Source organism: Pseudonocardia alaniniphila (assembly GCF_022524485.1).
GTDB classification, from domain to species: Bacteria; Actinomycetota; Actinomycetes; order Mycobacteriales; family Pseudonocardiaceae; genus Pseudonocardia; species Pseudonocardia alaniniphila.
On sequence record NZ_JAKXMK010000010.1, the window covers coordinates 233,420 to 252,449 of the forward strand.

General features: G+C 69.3%; 12 protein-coding genes. 8 read left to right on the plus strand and 4 right to left on the minus strand.

Going from position 1 to position 19,030, the window contains the following annotated elements; all coding sequences use genetic code 11:
• Window positions 1–33: 33 nt before the first annotated feature.
• Entirely contained in the window at window positions 34–678 is a 645-nt protein-coding gene (locus MMF94_RS13540) for a dihydrofolate reductase family protein (protein WP_241036727.1), read from the minus strand.
• A gap of 211 nt (window positions 679–889) precedes the next feature.
• Between MMF94_RS13540 and MMF94_RS13545 the strand changes: the two genes are divergently transcribed.
• Entirely contained in the window at window positions 890–2,923 is a 2,034-nt protein-coding gene (locus MMF94_RS13545; protein WP_241036728.1) for a sensor histidine kinase, read from the plus strand.
• A 17-nt stretch (window positions 2,924–2,940) separates the two neighbouring features.
• Here MMF94_RS13545 and MMF94_RS13550 read toward each other — a convergent pair whose 3' ends face one another.
• Together MMF94_RS13550 and MMF94_RS13555 are read right to left on the minus strand one after the other, a co-directional pair.
• Window positions 2,941–4,464 carry an FAD-dependent monooxygenase gene (locus tag MMF94_RS13550; RefSeq protein ID WP_241036729.1) on the minus strand — a complete coding sequence of 508 codons (1,524 nt, stop codon included), beginning with the start codon at window positions 4,462–4,464 and terminating at the stop codon, window positions 2,941–2,943.
• A gap of 82 nt (window positions 4,465–4,546) precedes the next feature.
• Window positions 4,547–5,173 carry an acyl-CoA-like ligand-binding transcription factor gene (locus tag MMF94_RS13555; protein WP_241036730.1) on the minus strand — a complete coding sequence of 209 codons (627 nt, stop codon included), beginning with the start codon at window positions 5,171–5,173 and terminating at the stop codon, window positions 4,547–4,549.
• A 280-nt stretch (window positions 5,174–5,453) separates the two neighbouring features.
• On the opposite strand from MMF94_RS13555, the gene MMF94_RS13560 reads away from it, so the two are divergent.
• The 6 genes from MMF94_RS13560 to MMF94_RS13585 all read left to right on the plus strand — a co-directional run bounded on the left by MMF94_RS13560 (window position 5,454) and on the right by MMF94_RS13585 (window position 16,052).
• Window positions 5,454–6,713 (plus strand): MFS transporter, encoded by a 1,260-nt coding sequence (locus tag MMF94_RS13560; RefSeq protein WP_241036731.1) that lies wholly within the window; start codon window positions 5,454–5,456, stop codon window positions 6,711–6,713.
• Between the two features lie 40 nt (window positions 6,714–6,753).
• A complete protein-coding gene (locus tag MMF94_RS13565) occupies window positions 6,754–9,111 on the plus strand; it encodes a xanthine dehydrogenase family protein molybdopterin-binding subunit (RefSeq protein ID WP_241036732.1) in 2,358 nt (785 codons plus the stop codon).
• Window positions 9,108–10,019 (plus strand): FAD binding domain-containing protein, encoded by a 912-nt coding sequence (locus MMF94_RS13570; RefSeq protein WP_241036733.1) that lies wholly within the window; start codon window positions 9,108–9,110, stop codon window positions 10,017–10,019. Before MMF94_RS13565 ends, MMF94_RS13570 begins: the two co-directional genes overlap by 4 nt.
• On the plus strand, window positions 10,016–10,513 hold the full coding sequence (locus MMF94_RS13575) for a (2Fe-2S)-binding protein (protein WP_241036734.1): 498 nt from the start codon (window positions 10,016–10,018) through the stop codon (window positions 10,511–10,513). Before MMF94_RS13570 ends, MMF94_RS13575 begins: the two co-directional genes overlap by 4 nt.
• A 347-nt stretch (window positions 10,514–10,860) precedes the next feature.
• A complete protein-coding gene (locus tag MMF94_RS13580) occupies window positions 10,861–12,276 on the plus strand; it encodes an MFS transporter (RefSeq protein WP_241036735.1) in 1,416 nt (471 codons plus the stop codon).
• A 1,073-nt stretch (window positions 12,277–13,349) separates the two neighbouring features.
• Window positions 13,350–16,052 carry a Pls/PosA family non-ribosomal peptide synthetase gene (locus tag MMF94_RS13585; RefSeq protein WP_241036736.1) on the plus strand — a complete coding sequence of 901 codons (2,703 nt, stop codon included), beginning with the start codon at window positions 13,350–13,352 and terminating at the stop codon, window positions 16,050–16,052.
• A 6-nt stretch (window positions 16,053–16,058) separates the two neighbouring features.
• Here the strand turns inward: MMF94_RS13585 and MMF94_RS13590 are convergent, their stop codons facing one another.
• Window positions 16,059–17,330 (minus strand): MFS transporter, encoded by a 1,272-nt coding sequence (locus MMF94_RS13590; protein ID WP_241036737.1) that lies wholly within the window; start codon window positions 17,328–17,330, stop codon window positions 16,059–16,061.
• 416 nt (window positions 17,331–17,746) lie between these two features.
• Between MMF94_RS13590 and MMF94_RS13595 the strand changes: the two genes are divergently transcribed.
• The gene (locus MMF94_RS13595; protein ID WP_241036738.1) at window positions 17,747–18,673 is read left to right on the plus strand and encodes a LysR family transcriptional regulator; all 927 of its coding nucleotides are present in this window, start codon (window positions 17,747–17,749) and stop codon (window positions 18,671–18,673) included.
• The last annotated feature ends 357 nt before the right edge of the window (window positions 18,674–19,030 follow it).

A 19,030-nucleotide genomic window follows, 5' to 3' on the forward strand; every position in this document is an offset into this window, starting at 1 on the left:
CCACCGGCTGCCGGCGCGGCGCGAGCAGCCCGGTCACCTCCGCCAGAACAGGTGGTGGGTCACGCCGCTCGGGCTGGGCACGACATCGAGGTGGAACCGGTCGAGCAGCTCGTCCGGCGACTTCCAGAGTTGCACGCCGGATCCGAGCTCCACCTGCGAGACGGCCACGTGCATGGTGTCGACGAGGTCGGCGTCGAGGAACTGCCGGATGGTGGTTGCCCCGCCGCCGAGCCGGACGTCCTTGCCCCCCGCAGCGTCCCGCGCCTGCTCGAGGACCGTGGCCGGATCGTCGTCGACGAAGTGGAACGTGGTGTCGGAGAGGGTGAACGACGGACGCTCGTGGTGGGTCAGCACGAATACGGGGGTGCGGAACGGAGGCTCGTCGCCCCACCAGCCGCGCCATTCGTGGTCGTGCCAGGGCCCGCGCTGCGGGCCGAACTTGTTGCGGCCCATGATCTCGGCGCCGATGTTGCGGGCGTAGTCCCGCGTGAAGTAGTCGTCGAGGCCCCGGCTTCCGCCTGGGTCGGTGCGCATGGGCCAGCTCGCCGTGGCGCCGGCCCAGGCGAACATGTCGCCAGGGTCGACGTCGCCGAACGGCCTCTCCAGACTCTGGTTCTCACCGGCACCGAATCCGTCACGCGAGACGTTGAAGTTCTGCACCCTCAGCAGCTGATTCACGCGGGTTCCTCCTGCACTGTTGATGATCGGTAGACCGCGCGGGCCTCACGAAATCATCGGCGGGACCGGCCGATCATCGGAGATGCCGATCACACCGAGACAGCCGGGAAACGCATCCGGAGACCGGAGGCTGTTTCTCGGCCGACAGTGTGTTCTCGGGCGGAGGCGCTGGTCAGGGGCGCGACCACCCCGCTGCGGGTAACCTGATTCCGTGGCCCCATGGGAGCGGGCCCGCTGGCTCCCGCTCGGCGCGGAGATCGTGCTGGCGTTCATGACGGGCGCCGGCACTTTTGTGCTGGGAGCAGTAGTTCTCGCGAGCATCGATTCCGACGTCGTCGCCGCGCTCCTCGGCGCTGTTTGTCTCGTCGCCCTGACCGCGATCGCTCGGTTCACGAGCGTGGCGTACGCGGTCCCGGTCGGAATGGCGGGCATGCTCGCCTTCGACTGGTTCTACCTCCCCCCGACGCATCCGCTGGAGTTCCCGGACACCGCCAACCTCGTGGACCTCATCGTCTACCTGGTCGTGGCGGTTCTCCTGGGCGAGATAGCGGCGCATGCGGCCCGCCGTGCCCGTGCTGCCGAGCGGGCCCACGCAGACATCGCCGACGAGCAGGCGGCGCTTCGCCGGGTGGCGACCCTCGTCGCGAAGGGTGCACCCGCCGACGAACTCTTCGCCGCGGTGGCGGCGGAGGCGGGCAACCTGCTCGACGTGCACGGCATCCGAATCGCCCGCTACGAGGATGCGACGGAGCTCGTCCACGTGGCGGAGTGGAGCAAGCCCGGATGCGCGCCGGCCCCGTACGACCGGGCCAAGCTCGAGGGAACGAGTGTGTCCGGCCAGGTGCTCAGCACGGGACGTGCCGCACGTATCGACAACTACGAGGACATCGCGGTGCGGGCGCCGTTCGCTCGTGGTCTGGATCTGAAGTCGGTCGTCGGCGCTCCTGTCGTCGTCGAAGGCCGCCGATGGGGCGTTCTGATCGCCTGGTCTGTGAGCGGCCCGCTCCCGGCCGACACGGAAGGCCGGTTGACCGGCTTCAGCGAGCTCGTCGGCACTGCGATCGCCAACGCGCAGGCCCGGGTGGAACTGCGGAACTTCGCCGAGGAGCAGGCGGCGCTGCGGCGGGTGGCCACGCTGGTGGCAGGCGGAGCGGATCCGGCTGAGACGTTCGGCTTCGTCGCCGCTGAGGTCGGCCAGTTGTTCGGTGCCGACCTCGCGGTGGTGTTCCGTTACGAGCCGGATCGCACCGGCACGGTCGTCGGGCTGTGGAACGGGCCGGGCGTGGAGTTCCCGTGCACTACGCGGCTAGGTGTGACGGGGGTCGGCCCGGCGGCGACTGTGCTGGAAACCGGCCGACCGATGCGAACGGAGCGGTTCGAGGGTCCTGATGGATCGATCGCGGGCTGCTTCGCGCATCTCGGTGCACGGTCGGGGGCGGGTGCGCCGATCACCGTCGAGGGCCGGCTGTGGGGAGTGATGATCGCCGCGTCGCACGCGGAGCCGCTCCCGTCGGGCGCCGAGCTGCGGCTGGCGGCCTTCACCGAGCTGGTGGCCACCGCCCTGGCCGACGCCGACGCCCAGGCTGCGCTCACCACATCGCGGGCGCGGATCGTGACCGCCGCCGACACCGCCCGCCGTCGCATCGAGCGCGACCTGCACGACGGCGCCCAGCAACGCCTCGTCGCCCTCGCCCTGCACCTGCGCGGCGCCGTGCAACAGGCGGTACCTCCCGGCGCCGACCACCTGACCGCGGAGCTGGATCGGGTGGTCGCCGAGCTGGGCGAGGTGCTGGACGACCTGCGGGAGCTCGCCCGCGGCCTCCACCCTGCAGCCCTCGCCGAGGGCGGCCTGCGACCTGCGCTGAAAATGCTGGCCCGCCGCTCGGCCGTTCCGGTCAGCCTCGACGTCCGCGTCGACGGCCGTTTGCTCGAACCGATCGAGCTCGCGGCCTACTACGCCGTTTCCGAGGCGCTCACCAACACGGCCAAGCACGCGGACGCCTCCGGGGTCGACGTCAGGATGGAGACCGACAACGGGGTCCTGCACCTGAGCGTCCGCGACGACGGGCGCGGTGGCGCCCGTGCCGGCGGCGGGTCGGGTCTCATCGGCATCAAGGACCGCGTCGAGGCACTCGGCGGCAGGCTCTCGCTGCACAGCCCGCCCGGTGCGGGCACGACCCTGCAGGTGTCACTGCCACTCGGCACCCCGAACGGGGCGGGCTCGAGCCCCCAACCGACCGAATGACGCGGGGTGCCGGCGCTCTACGCCGGCTCTCCGAACCATCGGGTGAGCGCGGTCCGGAGCGTCTCCAGGTCGGGTTCGCGGTCGGAGGATGCCCAGGCGACGTACCCGTCGGGGCGGATCAGCAACGCGGTGGGCCCGTCGGCCACCCGGCCCTCGACGAGATCGACGCGGTCGTTCCATCTCTCGGCCGCGTTCCCCAGCGCGCCGGAGAGGTCGAGCAGCACCGGGCGCGCGGTCTTCATCAGCTCCGCCAGGTTCTCCCCGCCCTCGGTCGGTTCGAGGTCCGGGGCCCAGCGGCCGACCAGGGGATGGGGTTCGGTGAGGCCCCAGTCGTAGCGGATGTCGGCGCCGGACATGAGCTCGGCGATGTGCCGGACGACCCGCTCCTCGCCCAGCAGTTCGGCGAACAGCTCGCGTAGGGCGGTGATCTCGGCGCCCGGCGAGATCAGCGCGGACTGAGCCTGGGTGTGCATCACCACCCGCTCGCTGACCGGTCGCCGCTCGCTCTCGTAGGTGTCGAGCAGGTCGTCGGGCGCCCAGCCGCGCACGGTGCCGGCGAGCTTCCAACCGAGGTTCACGGCGTCCTGCAGCCCCAGGTTCAGCCCGGGGCCCCCGATGGCGGAGTGCACGTGTGCCGCGTCTCCGAGCAGGAGTACGCGGCCCGCGCGGAACGACTCGGCGAGCCGGGTGTTGCCGCCCGTGAGGCGTCGCAGAAGGTGCGGCCCGTTCCCCTCGGGAGGGCCCAGGGGGATGTCCGCGCCGAGCACCCGCCGGATGCTGGCCCGCATCTCGTCGAGGCTCATCGGCTCCGCCTGCTCGTCCGCGGGGCGGTTCCACTCGAGCGTCGTGACCATCGGGCCTCCCGCGAACGGCGCGTAGACGAACACGCCGTGGTCGGTGCGGAAGTGGAAGAACGGCGGGACGTGGACGTCGCCGGCGCGCACTCCGCCGGTGCCGGGGTCGAGCACGGACGCAGGCAGGCTCACGTGCGTCGACCGCGACACCGTGTCCTCACGGGTCACGCCCGGGAAGCCGATCCCCGCGAGCTTGCGCACCGTGCTGTGCCCGCCGTCGGCGCCCACGAGGTAGCGCGCCCGCAGCTCCTGGGTACCTCCCGGCGCGTTCACCTCGACGGTCACCCCGTCGCCGTCCTGGGCCATGGCGGTCACGTCGTGGCCGTAGCGCAGGTCCACCCCCAGCTCACGGGCGTGCGCTTCCAGGCGTCGGACGAGCTCGGGCTGGGGTAGGCCGAGGATGGTCAACGGGTTGTCGGGCAGTTGGTCCAGCAGCAGGGGCAACCCGCCGAACACGAACCGCGGCGCCGGGATCGGCGGCCCTGGCATCCCGCTCAGCCGTTCGTAGAGGCCGCGCCGGTGGAGCATGCGCACGACCTGCCCGACCAGTCCGTTGGCTCGGTGCTCGTGGCTGCGTTCGGGCAGCCGCTCCACCACCACCGGGCGGACCCCTGCCAGCCGCAGCTCGCACGCCAGCAGGAGCCCGTTCGGGCCTCCACCTGCGATGATGACGTCCAATGTGGACATGACGGTGCTCCTCACCTGGCGACGGCAACGGACACGACGAACCAGCCCAGGCACTCCTGGGCGTACAGGGGTCAGGGACGGATCAGGGCTGGGAAAGGCCGGCGGCCAGCCGGTCGAGTGACTCGCGCAGTACGTGCGTGAACGGCACCGGCGGGTCGGCGTTGACCCACTGGTCGATCGCCACCCGTACAGCGGCCCACGCCGCGGCGGCGACGAGTCGTGGGTGGAGGTCGCGGGCGTCGGTGCCGGTTCGTTCGGCGACCGCAGCCGCGAGTTCGTGCTCAGTGGCGACGTGTGCCTTGAGGAACTCGCCCTGCAGCGAGGGGTGTTCCATCATCAGCCGGACGCCCTGGGTCCACGCGGGATCGGGCGTGCGGCCCCGAGACCCCTGCTGATCGTGGTGGATCTGCGCGAGCACCGCCTCCACGATCGCCTCCCACAAGGGCTCGTCCGCAGGCCGGGCGCGCAGCAGTGCCGCGGTCTGCTTCGCCCGGTCGGCCTGCCGGGCCGCGATCGCCTCCGGGATGCTCGAGAAGTAGTTGTTGAACGTCCGGTGCGACACCCCCGCCTCGGCGGCGATGTCCATCGCCGTGACGTTCGCGAGCCCGCGCTCGACGGTGAGACGGATCGCGGCCCAGCTCAGCGCCGTGCGCGTCTCCTGCCGCTTGCGCTCCCGCAGGCCGACGTGAGGGTCGCCGTCCGGTTCCATGCCGCCACCGTACAGAATCTTGCGCCTGGCGCAAAGATGCGTGAGACGCAAAGTTTGGGTGAAACGTCGGGTCTGGTGATTGCGCCTCCGTCGGCGGCGTTGACCTCGCTGATCACGGCGCTGACAATCAGCGGGTGATCGTGCTGACGCGATCTCCGCCGTGGGCCGGCCCGATCACTCGGAAGCTCCCTCGGTCAACGTCAGCGAGGTCGATTTGTCCGGAGCACGAGAGTCCATACGTGGGTCGGCGTGGCTGCCGCGCGCCCATCCCCTGTCCTGGGTGACGCTCGCGATCACCACGTGCGCGATCCTGATGACGGCGGTGGACGGCGGGATCCTCCCGGCCGTTCTGCCGGCCATCCAGGAGGAGTTCGAGCTCAACTCGACGCAGGCCGGGCTGATCAACTCGGTGTTCTTCGCCGGGCTGATCGTAGGAGCGCTGGTCTTCGGGTGGGTCTCCGACCGGATAGGTACCGGATACCGCCGGACCTGGACCTGGAACGTGGCGATGCTGATCGGCATCCTCGGGGGCGCCCTGACATTCGGCTTCGCCGGCAGCTTCGTGGCGTTCCTGCTGCTGCGCATCCCGATGGGGATCAGCCGGGGCGGATCGGAGCCGGTCAACGTCGCGCTCGTCAGCGAGTGGTGGCCCAAGGAGCACCGGGGGTTCGCCGTGGGCGTGCACCACACCGGCTTCCCGTTCGGACAGTTCCTCACCGGTGCGCTCATCGCCGTGGTTCTCGGTGTGGCCGGGTGGCGGGAGGCGTTCCTGCTGATACCGCTGCTCGGCATCCCGATCATCGTCGCGCAGACCTTTCTCGGCACCAGGCGCAATCAGCAGCGGGTCTACGACTGGATCGACCGCCGCGGTCTCACGCGCCCGCTTCCGGAGCTCTCCGTGCGCCACACCGGGTCGGCCCTCGCTCCCGTCCGTGAGGCGTTGAGCAGCGCGAACGTCCGCTGGTCGGTCGTGCTGATCTTCCTCTTCCTCTGGGCGGAGGCCGGGGCCGTCACGTTCCTGACGGGGCAGTTGGTGGACCAGGGCATGAGCCTCGCGCTGGCGGCCCTGCTCTCCGGGGCCTCCGGGCTGACGGGATGGATCGGCCAGGTGGTGTGGGGCGCGTGGTCCGACCACGCAGGGCGGAAGTTCGCCATCCGGTTCCTCGTCATCGGTTGGGCCGTGACCCTGCTGGCGATGATCTTCATCTCCAGCCCGGCGAGCGCATGGATCGTCCTGCTCGCCTGGGGTCTGTTCCGCAACGCGCCCTTCCCCGTGGTCTACGCGCTGCTCATCGACTCGGTGCCGCGGTCGGCCGGCACGGCGATGGGCATCATGATCGGCATCGCGCTGGGGCTGTCGGGCGTGCTCGCCGCCGTCGTTTCCGGGTGGATCATCGACGGGTTCGGGTTCCCGGTGCACTACGTCGTGCTGGCCGTGATCTGCCTGCTCGGCCTGATTCCGCTCGCCATGATCACGGAGACGGTGGACGACGGGCGGAGCGCCGGACAGGGCGGGATGACCACACGACCCGCCGGCTGACGGCCGCCTCGCCCCTCCGGAGAGGCCTAGTCTGAAGCGAGTGAGCGACCTTCCTGAGCGCCGTACACCCGTCCAGCCTCCGGTGTCGCCGCCCCCTACCACCACCCACGTTCCCGAGGGAGCGCAGTCGTGGATCCTGGGGAGACGGGAGGATGCCCGGCTGATCACCGGTGCGGGCCGCTACGTCGGTGACCTCGACGTCGCAGACTGCCTCGACGTCACATTCGTGCGCAGCAGGGTCGCGCACGGGCGGCTGCTCCGCGTCGACACGAGCGCGGCGGCCGAGGTCGACGGGGTGCTCGGCGCGTGGAGCGCGGCCGACCTGGGCGACGAACTGACCTACGTGCCGCCGTTCCGTCCCACGGGTGGGCCCGACATGCGTCGGGTCCCGGCGCTCGCGGACGGACGGGTGCGCTACGTCGGGGAGCCGGTGGCCGTCGTCCTCGCCGCCGACCGCTACCTCGCGGAGGACGGTGCCGACGCCGTGCGGGTGGACATCGACCCGCTGCCCGTGCTCGTCGACCCCGGGGCGGCCGCAGCGTCCTCCACCTGGCTCTTCGACGAGGTCGACAACGTCGTCTCCGACATGGAGTTCGGCGATCCCGTTCCCGACGAGGTGTGGCAGCAGGCTCACGTCGTCGTCGAGGGCGTGTACCGGCAGCCGCGGCTGGCTCCCACACCGATGGAGCCCCGTGCGATCCTCGCCGTGCCCGAGACGGACGGACGGCTGACGGTCTGGGTCTCCCACCAGGCGCCCCACCGGCTGCACCAGGACCTGGCCACGGCGCTGGAACTGGACGCCGAGCGGATCAGGGTGCGCGTGCCGGACAGCGGCGGAGCCTTCGGTGCGAAGAGCGGCACGTTCCCCGAGTACCTGTCCGTGGTGCGGCTGGCGCTGCAGTTCGGCCGGCCGGTCCGATGGCTCGAGGACCGCGCCGAGACGCTGCCGGGCGCCACGCACGGGCGAGGTCAGAACCAGCGGGTGCGCATCGCGGCCGACGCGAACGGCCGGATGCTCGCACTGTCGCTCGAGGTGGACGCCGACATCGGCGGCTACCCGACCGGGGGGTTCTTCAACGCCGAGACCGGGCAGGCCGCAGGTGGGGTGTACCGCACCCCGATGGTCCATGCCCGGATCCGCACCGTGGTCACCAACACCACGCCCACCGCGCCCTACCGCGGCGCGGGGCGCCCCGAGCAGGTCTACGCGGTGGAGCGCACGGTCGATCTTCTCGCCCGCAGGCTCGGGATGGATCCGGCGCAGCTGCGGCGGCGCAACTTCATCCCGCCGGAGGCGTTTCCGTACGAATCACCGACCGGCCGGCGCTACGACAGCGGGCAGTACGAGTTGGCACTGGACAGGGCGCTGGAGTTGGTCGACTACGCGTACTGGCGGGAGGAGCAGCAGCGGCGTCGCCGGTCGGGCAGCGAGTGGCCGCTCGGCGTCGGGATCTGCAGCTTCGCGGAGCGTTCGGGGCTCGAACAGAAGCCCATGGCGAACGAGTGGGCGGCCCTGTCCGTCGAGCCCGACGGGAGCGTCACCGCACGCATCGGCACCTGCTCCACGGGTCAGAGTCACGAGACCGTCTTCCCCGAGCTCGTGGCCCGCACTCTCGGCATCCCGGCGCACAACGTGTCCCTCGTCCAGGCGGACACCGACGAGGTGCCACAGGGCATCGGTACGTTCGGGAGCCGGTCGATGCAGGTCGGCGGCGCGGCCCTGCACCAGGCAGCGCGGGATCTGATCGCGGAGGCGAAGCGGCGCGCCGTCGAGCCGGCAGGCGGCGACGCCGACTACGCGAACGGCGTCGTCAGCACCGGGGAGCGCAGCTGGACGCTCGGGGAGTTGGCGAACGCCTCGCCCGAACCGCTGCGGGTCGAGGGCGTCTACGACGGCCCGGCGGCCTTCCCGTTCGGCGCGTACGTGGCCGTGGTCGAGGTCGACCGGGAGCTGGGCAACGTGCGCGTGCTGCGCCTCGTCGCGGTGGACGACTGCGGCGTGGCGATCGACCACCAGATCGTGGAGGACCAGACGCGCGGGGGCATCGTGCAGGGGCTCGGGCAGGCGCTGTACGAGGAGATGCCCTTCGACGACGAGGGCAGGCCGCAGGCCGACAACCTGCTCGACTACCTGCTGCCGACGATCGGTGAGCTCCCACCGCTCACTCTCGACACCACCGTCACGCCCAACCCGAACAGCGCGCTCGGTGCCAAGGGCGCGGGTGAGGCCGGATGCATCGGCACGCCCCCCGCGATCGTCAACGCCGTGATCGACGCGCTGGGACCGTCGGCCACGGGCACCGGAACCGCGGAGACGGACATCGGTGGCGTCCAGCTTCCGCTGACACCGGAGGCGTGCTGGATGGCGAGCGGCCGGCAGGAGGTGGGCGTGCGATGAAACCCGCACCTTTCGACTACGTGGCACCGACCGCGCTCCCCGACGCCGTTGCTGCTCTCGCCGAGCGACCAGAGACGGCCCGCGTGCTGGCCGGTGGCCAGAGCCTGGTGCTGGAGATGCACTACCGCCGCGAGCGGCCCGCCCTGCTCGTCGACATCAACAACGTGCGCGGCCTCGATGCGATCACGGTGGACGGTGACGCGCTGCGCGTCGGTGCTCTCGCCCGGCACCGTGCCTTCGAGACACCGAGCGTGGCACCGGGGGCTCTGGGCCGGCTCCTGAGCAGGGTCAGCCCGTTCATCGCGCACCCGCCGGTACGTGCACGCGGCACCATGGCCGGCAGCCTGGCCTGGGCCAATCCCGCGTCCGAATGGTGCGCCACGGCCGTCGCCCTGGACGCCGCGATCGAGCTGACCGGGCCCGCCGGCACTCGCACGATGGTGGCCGGCGACTACTTCCTCGGTCCTTTCCGGACGGCGCGGCAGCCGGACGAGATCCTGACGTCCGTGCGGCTCCCGCTGTTGCCGGGGCCCGTCGGGGAGGCGGACGTGGTCGGCGTCGGCTTCTGCGAGCAGCACCGCACACACGCCAGCTTCGCCCAGGTCGCGGTTGTGGCGGTGCTGGCACTGCGGCGCGGCGTGATCACCGGCGCCCGGCTCGGGCTGGCCGGGGCGGCCGATCGCCCGATGCGCGCGCATGACGCGGAGCGTCATCTGGTCGGCCGGGACGCCGAGCCGGATGTGTTCACGCGGGCCGCCGAACTCACCGTGGCAGCTGCCGCTCCGCTTCCGGAGCCGCACGCGGGGGTCGAGTACAGGCGGAACGCGATCGGTGTGCTCGTCCGGCGGGCGCTGACGCAGGCACGCGAGGACAGCGAGGTCAACGGCGAGAGGCGGGCGGAACGATGACAGGGCGCACTCCGATACGCCTCACGGTCAACGAGACCGCGTACGACGTGACGGTCGAGCCGCGGCGGGTGCTGGCCGACGTGCTGCGCGACGACTGTGGCCTCACCGGCACCAAGCTCGGCTGCGAGCACGGAGTCTGCGGCTCGTGCACCGTCCTGGTGGACGGCGAGGGCGTGCGTTCGTGCCTGATGTTCGCGGTGCAGTGCGCGGGCCGCGACATCCGTACGGTCGAGGGACTCGCGGCGGACGGCCGGCTGCACGCTTTCCAGGAGGCGATCTCCGCCGAGCATGGGCTGCAGTGCGGTTTCTGCACCGCCGGGTTCGTGATGCTCGTGGTCGGGGCCCTGGAGGAGGAGCCGGCGATCGCCGAGGACCCCGAGCGTCTCGACGGGCTGCTGAGCTCGAACCTCTGCCGCTGCACCGGCTACGAGGGCATCCGTCGCGCCGTGCTGCGCGCGTACGGCAAGAAGGGCGCGGGCGAGAACGGCACCTGAGGGTTCTCCGGTCCGGCGCTGAATCTCCCGCCTGCTTCTCGGCGCCCTCGACGTGGATTTCGGCACTTGACGGGCACCTGCTCCTGCCGCTGCTCCACTCGGCCGAAGAACGAGCCGTCCGAACCGGCTACCGGTCCTGCCCGAAGGAGCAAAAGCTGCGAAATCGGAGGCAGTTAGTTGCTTCGGGTGGATTGCCCGGGGCAGGTGATGCGTTGGGCTGACCCAGGGGCGGACTTCGGGGGCTCGTTTCGGAGGAGGGCACAGCGGTTGATTCGTCGTCGACAACCTGCTGGTAGCTCCGGGGCGCCCTCATGACGAACCCGGCCTCGTCGAAGGAATCCCGTGAATTGAGGGACCGGGCCGGCCAGGAGCTGGCCTCGTCGCTTGATTGCATCCCGTTCCGGCGGGCCCACGTACTCGTAGTGGTGTTGGTCGCGGTCGGCACGCTGATCAATGCGATCGAGGAGTACAACGTCGGCCTGGCAGCGCCGCTGATCGCGAGCGAGTGGTCGTTGTCCCACGTCCAGGTGGGTCTGCTGACCACTCTGACGTTCGCCGGCATGGCGATCGGGTCGCTGATAGCCGGTGTCACCGCCGATCGCTACGGGCGGCGCGTGACCTACACCTACAACTTCGCGCTCTACACGGTGGGCGCGCTGCTCGCCGCGTTCTCCCCGAGTTTCGGCTGGTTGCTCGCCGCCCGGTTCATCGTCGGGATCGGACTCGGCGGGGAGACGAACACGGCGCTCACCCTCGTCGCGGAACTGATGCCCACCAGGTTCCGGGGCGCCGCGGTGGCCACGGTGAACGTCGCGGGCGGCGGCCTGGGGATCTTTGCCTCATCCGCGTTGGCCGCCCTCATGCTCGGCCCGCTGGAGTCGGCGCTGGGCGGCCCCGAGGTCGCATGGCGCTGGTTGCTCGGGGTGCTGGCCATCCCCGCGCTGCTGGTGTTCGTCTACCGCTGGTTCCTGCCGGAGTCGCCCCGCTACCTGCTCGTGGCGGGCCGGGTCGACGACGCGAACAAGGTGCTCACCAGGCTTGCCGCGAACCGGCTGCGCGCCGTGCACGGCATGAAAGCCACCAGGTACATCGGCGGGCCGGAGGGCACGCGGCTACCCCGGCAACGGGTGCGGCTCGCCGAGGTGTTCGAGGGCCGGTTGGCTCGCAACACGCTGGTGATCTGGGTGGTGTCGGCGATGACGTTCGGCGCGCAGGTGGCCGTCACGGTCTTCATGCCGACCCTGCTGGTCTCCCGCGGCCTCGAAATCTCCACAGCGCTCGTCTACACCATGTTCATCAACGTCGGCGGGCTGCTGGGAGCCCTGCTGGCCACCGCCTTCGGTTACTGGTTCAGGCGCCGGGTGGTGCTCGGCTACGGCGCACTCGTCGCGGTCGTCGTCGCGGGGGCGCTCGCCGGTTCGTCGAGCCTGGTCATGGTGCTCGTGCTGGGCGGCCTGCTTCAGCTGATGTTCATCCTGCTCAACACCACGACCTTCATCTGGGCACCCGAGCTCTACCCGACACGGGTGCGGGCGTTCGGCACCGGCGCGATGGTGACGGTGTTCCTGCTGGCCGCGTCGATCGCTCCGCTGGTGGCCGGGGCCGTCGCCGACGCGACCGGCGCCGTCGGTGTGTTCGTCATGGTCGGCGTGATGTACGTGATCATGGCCGCGACGGTGTGGTTCGGCCCCGAGACCCAGGGGTTGTCGCTGGAAGAGGCCAGCGAGGGGCGGGTCGGGGATACCGATCTCGGCGGTCGCTGAGAAAACCACAGCATGGACGCTGACGCCGGAAGTCGCGCTCTCAACGGTCTGTCGGCCAGACGGGTCTCCCGCTTCCGCCCAGATCGCGTAACGGTGGGAGGGCTTCGTGTGTAGGTTCAACTACCGCCGGATGGACCCTCGGCGGTACGGCGAAGCTGAGCAGCCTCCGCCCGCCGCGGTCGATCTCGGATCGTCGCCTCGGCCGATCACGGTGCCCGCAGCCGCCACGACGGCGGAGGTCGCGCCGATCTCGCCCGATCTCCCGTGGATCTCCAGCGCGCCGGCTACGCAGCGCCACAACGATCCTGACCTGCGGGATCGCGCACACGTACGCCCTTGCCACCTCGACAGGCGCGGCCGCCCGCGTCCGGGCCGATGCGGCGCTGCCGCGCGAACGGGCGAGATGACGATCGGCACCGCTCCCACCGGATCACCGTGGTCGGCATCGCAACAGTTCGGTCACGTCCCAGGTGGCCTCGTTCCCCGGCGAATGGCGGAATAGTTCCAAGATCCATCCGGCGCCTGGCGCACAAAGGCTGCCCCAATTGCCGCTGCCTGCAGAGCGTGATTGGCGCAGCCTTGGCAAAATGTGGTTCCACCGGGCTTGACCTGCGCTTGACAGTCGGACGTCGCCCACCACTAATCTGGTTCTGCGCGCCATAACGGGCGCGCTCTCAGTGGCGCCAGCGCTGATCATCATATGCGGTGGGGCGTGTGAGCATGGCTGAACATGGGGAGCAAGGCCGGCAATGGATATGGTCGACAACCTGGCTGTGACGGAATATTCGAACGTCTCCGCGGGGATTCTCGGGACAGGCTCCGGTTGGCCTGGCGATTCGTGGAGCAGCGGCGAATCGAATGAGAGAGTCGATACCACGTCCACGGGTCGGGATCGACACGGGGAGTCGCTAATCGGATCGCGGCATTTCCGGATTCTTGGCCCCGGCTCGCCCGTGGGATGAATTCCCTCGCACTTATCGTGCGTTTTCCCGTCCATACACTCGTGATCTAGGGGGCTCACCTTCGTGGGAGAATATGTCGAGACACCGCTCGGATCCGTAGTTGAATCCTCAATGACGGAGATCCGGAAAGGGGTCACCGGTGCGACGGCCGGTACCGAGCGGGATCTCGCCGAGGTGCTGGCCGGCATCGTGGGTGTCGAGCGGGTGTCGGCGGACAGTAACTTCTTCGAGGACCTGGGCGCCGATTCCATGGTGATGGCGCAGTTCTGCGCGCGAGTGCGGAAGCGGCCCGAGCTCCCGGACGTCTCCATGAAGGACATCTACGAGCACCCCACGATCCGCGAGCTGGTGACGGCGCTCGCAGCACCGGAACCCGCCCCTGTCGAGGAAAAACTTGCCGAGGTGCTGGCCGGCGTAGTCGGCGTCGAGCAGGTGTCGGCGGACAGCAACTTCTTCGAGGACCTGGGCGCCGACTCGATGGTGATGGCTCGATTCTGCGCGAAGGTCAGAAAGCAGGACGATCTCCCCGCCGTGTCGATGCAGGATGTCTATGCGCATCCGACGATCCGCGGTTTGGCGAAAGCGCTTGCAGTGCCGGCCACTCCTTCTGCGCTCGAGTCGCTGCCTACGGCGGAGGTGGCGCGGCTGCGCCCGGTCGGTTCATTCGGATACGTCATGTGTGGCGTGGTGCAGTTCCTGGTTCTGGTCGGTTACGCCTACCTCGCCGCGTACATTCTCGAACGCGGGTACGAGTGGATCTCCACCGCCCCTGGCCTGCTGGATATCTACCTACGTGCGACTCTCTTGGGCGCTATCGGTTTCCTGATACTGTCCATCCTCCCGATAGTGGCGAAGTGGGTGCTCATCGGCCGCTGGAAGCCTCAGCGGATACGTGTGTGGAGTCCGGCATATGTGCGCTTCTGGATCGTCAAGACGTTGGTGCGGGCGAATCCATTGCTCCTCGTCGCCGGCGGTCGGACACGCACGAGCGCCAGCTCGCCGCTCTACGTGCTCTACCTGAAGGCCCTCGGTGCGCGTGTCGGACGCGGCGTCGTGATCTTTTCCCGGAATTTTCCGGTGTGCACTGATCTGCTTACCGTCGGTGACGGAACCGTCATCCGCAAGGACTCGTTCTTCAACTGCTACCGAGCCGAGGCCGGGGTGATCCGGACGGGCGCCGTCACCATTGGAAAGGACGTATTCGTCGGCGAGTCGACGGTGATCGACATCGAGTCCTCGATGGGCGACGGCACCCAGCTCGGCCATGCCTCCTCGCTGCATTCGGGACAGGCCGTGCCCGACGGTGAACACTGGCACGGGTCGCCCGCGCAGCGCACCGAGGTGGACTACCGGACGGTCGAGCCGGTCGGCTGCACGTCTCTGCGGAGAGGCGTCTATGCCGGCCTGCAGGTGGCGGGGCTGCTGTTCGTCGGCCTGCCGTTGCTGATCGGCGGGGTCGCCATGCTCCTGCTCGAGTTCCCGAACCTCGCGACACTCCTGGACTCCGGGCCGCTGGCCTTCACGAGCACGGTGTTCTACCTCGATGCGCTGATCGGCTCGGCGGTCCTCTTCTTCGGCTCCCTGCTCGTCGGACTCCTCGTCGTGGTCACCCTCCCGCGCCTGCTCAACCTCACCATCAAGCCGGGCAAGGTCTACTGCCTGTACGGCGTGCACTACTGGGTCCACTACACGATCGCCCGGCTGACCAATATCAGGCTCTTCACGATTCTTTTCGGGGACAGCTCCTACATCGTCAACTACCTGCTCCGCGTCGGGCACAAGCTGCCCGAGGTCGAGCAGACCGGATCGAACTTCGGGTTGGACGTGCGGCACGAGAGTCCGTACCTCAGCACGGTCGGCAGCGGGACGATGGTCGCGGACGGGCTGTCGATCATGAATGCCGACTTCTCGAGCACGTCGTTCCGCATCTCGCGAGCGTCGATCGGGGCGCACAACTTTCTCGGGAACAAGATCGCCTATCCGGCGCAGGGCCGGACGGGTGACAACTGCCTCCTCGCGACGAAGGTGATGGTTCCGCTCGACGGGAGGATCCGGGAGGGGGTCGGGCTCCTGGGTTCGCCCAGCTTCGAGATCCCGCGGACGGTGCGGCGTGACGCCGACTTCGGTCTCACGAGCCGGGACGAGCTGCGCCGCCGCCTGGCCGCCAAGAACCGGCACAACCTGGTCACGATCGGGCTGTTTCTCCTGGCAGGCTGGGTGTACTTCCTCGGGGTGGTCCTGCTCGGCATGGCCGCCGTGGACCTCTTCGACGGCTTCGGTGCGTCGGCGATCGCAGCGGCGTCGCTGGTGGTCATCGCGTGGACGGTCGTCTACTTCGTGCTGGTCGCACGGGCCGTCACGTCGTTGGTGACGGTGAGGCCCCAGGGCTGCTCGATCTACGACGTCGCCTTCTGGCGGCATGAGCGGTTCTGGAAACTGTCCGTGCCCGCGAACTTCCCGATCTTCAACGGCACGCCGTTCAAGAGTGTGATCTGGCGCCTGCTGGGCGTACGGCTGGGGAAACGCCTCTTCGACGACGGTTGCGACATCGTGGAGAAGACGCCGGTCACGATCGGCGATGACGTCACCCTCAACGTCGGGTCGGTCATCCAGTGCCACTCCCAGGAGGACGGCGCCTTCAAGTCCGACCGCATCACGATCGGTTCCGGCTGCACACTCGGCGTCGGTGCCTTCGTCCACTACGGCACGACGATGGGAGGCGGGTCCGTTCTCGAGCCCGACTCCTTCCTCATGAAGGGCGAAGAAGTCCCGCCTTATGAGAGGTGGGGCGGGAACCCTGCGCGCAAGATCTGAGCGGCGTCATCCGGTCCGCTGGCGTGGCGGCACGATCATCCGGCGGGTGTCCACCAGCACGAGCGCGGCGAGGCCGACGAGCGGGAGAAGCGTGAGCTGGACGAGGCCCGCGCCCTGCCAGCCCATGCCGGCCACGAGGCGCGCGAAGATCAGCCCGGACACAGCGGCGGCCACGTAGTAGGCCAGCATGAACAGGCCTGCCCCACGCCCGACGTGCTCGGGTCGCACGGCTCGCTGGAGCGCGGTGGTGCAGTTGGTGAACAGCACGCCGCTGGCGAAGGTGCCCATGAGGAAGGCGAGTACGTACTGGGCGGCCGCTCCCTCTGCCAGCTGGTACGCCGCGAGTGCGGTGAGCGACGAGCCGACGAATCCCACGGCCAGGAGCAGACGCTGGTCGACGCGGTCGGCCAGCCAGCCCACCGGAAGCGCCATCATCGCCCCGAACCCGACGAGCGCCGAGGCGAGGGCGGCCTGTCCCGCTCCGAACTCGAGCTCCTCGCGAAGGAACGTCGGATACAGCCCCAGGAATCCGTAGAAGACGAGTCCCGACACCGCAGATGCCGCTGCCAGAGCGAGAGCGTTGCGGTTGTAGGGGCTCGCGGGAACGTGATCGTAGTTGGCGGTGTCGGCGGTGTTGTCCCGGCCTGCCACGGCCTCGCTCATCGCCCGGGGCACCGTGACGAGCAGGACGACGGCCATTACCAAGCCCGCAGCACCGAAGATGAGGAACGGGCTTCGCCAGCTACCACCAGCGATGGCCAGGCTCTGCCCGATGAGCGGTCCGAGGAACACACCCAGGCCGAAGGCGAGACCGATGAAACCAGCGGCGAAGGCGCGGCGGTGGAAGAAGTAGGCGCCGATGATCGCGTAGATGGCTGTGGCCTGCACGCCCTCGCCGACGCCACTCAGGAGCCGGTACACGGCCATGTCCGCGAAGCCGGCCGCGAACGGGATGGCGATCGTGCCCAGCGAGTAGACGACCACGCTGATGACGACGATCATCCTGCGGGAGAGCCGGTCGAGCAGATATCCGGCGGGTAGTCCGGTGAGTGCGAGACCCAGGGTGAAGCCGGTGGCCAGCAGCCCGGCCTGGTCGAGCGAGAAGGCGAACTCCTCACGGATCTCCGGCAGCAGCGGGTAGAAGACCTGCCGGTCCATCGCGTTGAGCATGTACGACAGGCAGAGTGCCGTGAACCCGACGGCGATCGCCGCCGCGGACGTCCGCCGGCTCGGTCCCGAAGTGCTCGTCGCGTCCACGCCACCGGTCGGCCGCGCCATTGGAGCTCCTGGTGTCGGTAGGTGTCCGCTGCGCGGACACTCGTCCGGCGACGAGTCGATGTAGCGTGACCGAGGCGCGGGGCGGCGTCAATAGGTCATTTCGGACGGCTCGGCACCCGTCCGGACCGAGGTGGACCGGGTGTCGCGGCGCGATGCGTCGAGCGCACCACCCTGACCGGTCCGGCGACCGGGAAAACGGCCCGGTATCAGCGGCCAGTACGAGAACCTGACGAATTCGGTTTCACGGAATTACTGATCCGTGTGATGTTTCCGTGAAGTGTCCGCCCCGTTGGGCGGCCGGTCGGGTAAGGTGCGGAAAACTATTCCGTGGGGCGCCGCGGAATCGACCATCCCGCTGATTGGACAGTCCCGGCTTTCGGCGTCCGTGACTTCGCCGACGCGCTAATATCGTGGAGGTGAATAAGCCATCGACGGCTTCGGGTGCCGGTGTCGAGCTGCGGCTGCTTGCCGCACTCGTCGCCGTTGCCGACGAGTCGAGCGTCAGTGCAGCGGCGGTCCGGCTGCATGTGGCGCAGCCGTCATTGAGCCGGCAACTGCGAACCCTCGAGAGGCGCCTCGGTCTGACCTTGTTCGAACGGTCGGGTCGGCGGCTGCAGGTCACCGCTGCCGGTGAGCAGGTGGTCACTGCTGCCCGACGTGCCTTGGCCGCAGCGGACGACGTCGTTCACGCCGCTCATCGCGCAGCGGTCGGACAGGTCGGGCGCCTGAGGATCGCCGTGCTGCCCGGCACGTCACCGATGATGCTGGTGAGCGGGCTGGCTGCCTTCCGTCGACGCCACCCCGGGGTCGAGACGACGGTCACGGAGTTGCCCGACGACGAACAGCACCGTGCCCTGCGCGAAGGGCGTATCGACGTCGCCTTCAACGGGATAGTCGCGCCGCCGCAGGATCTGGCGCACCGCGTCCTGATGACCGAACCGCTCTGCCTGGTGGTGCCCAGTGGGCACCGGCTGGCCGGAGCGGACAGAGCGACCATCGGGGACCTGGCAGGTGAGCGAGTGGTGTTCTTCGACCGCTCGGTGCAGCCGATCGGGCATCAATGGCTCACCGAGCAGTTGCGGGCGGCCGGTGTAGCCACGGAACTGCAATCGGCCACTCTGATGAACATCTTCGCCACGGTTGCCGCGGGACTCGCCGTCTCGGTACTGGTTCGTTCGTACAGTTCACTCCTGCAACCGGCGGGCATCCGCTTCGTGCCCCTGACCGACGTCAGCGCCGACCTCATCATGCTCTGGAGGCCCGGCCCGGAGTCGGCCGTGGTGCGGGAGTTCCGTGAGGAGATGACGCTCGCCAGTCACGACGTGCTCGCGGCCGACCTCTGACGACGAGTGCGTGTGCTCAGTGCGACGCCGTTTCCGGCACATCGTCGTCGCACCGATCCGTGTGCGAGCGGAGCGACCCCGTCGTACGGCACGACGGGTCCTGCTCGTCACGAGTGCCGTCGAATTCGCACCGAAGCCTGGACCCATCTCGATCAGCGCGGGAGCGGCTGTCGTGATCGGCCACGTCGGTTGGGTGGTGCGACCGGCTCGTGGCGGTGGAATCACAGTCCGTCGTCGGTGAGCGGTGTGACCGCAATGCTCCCGGTGCGGTGACCAGGAGCACCACCACTACCGCAATCAATGCAAAGGCAAACATTCGCACGCCTGTTCGGCCCCCCTCGTTTTGCTCAGCCTACT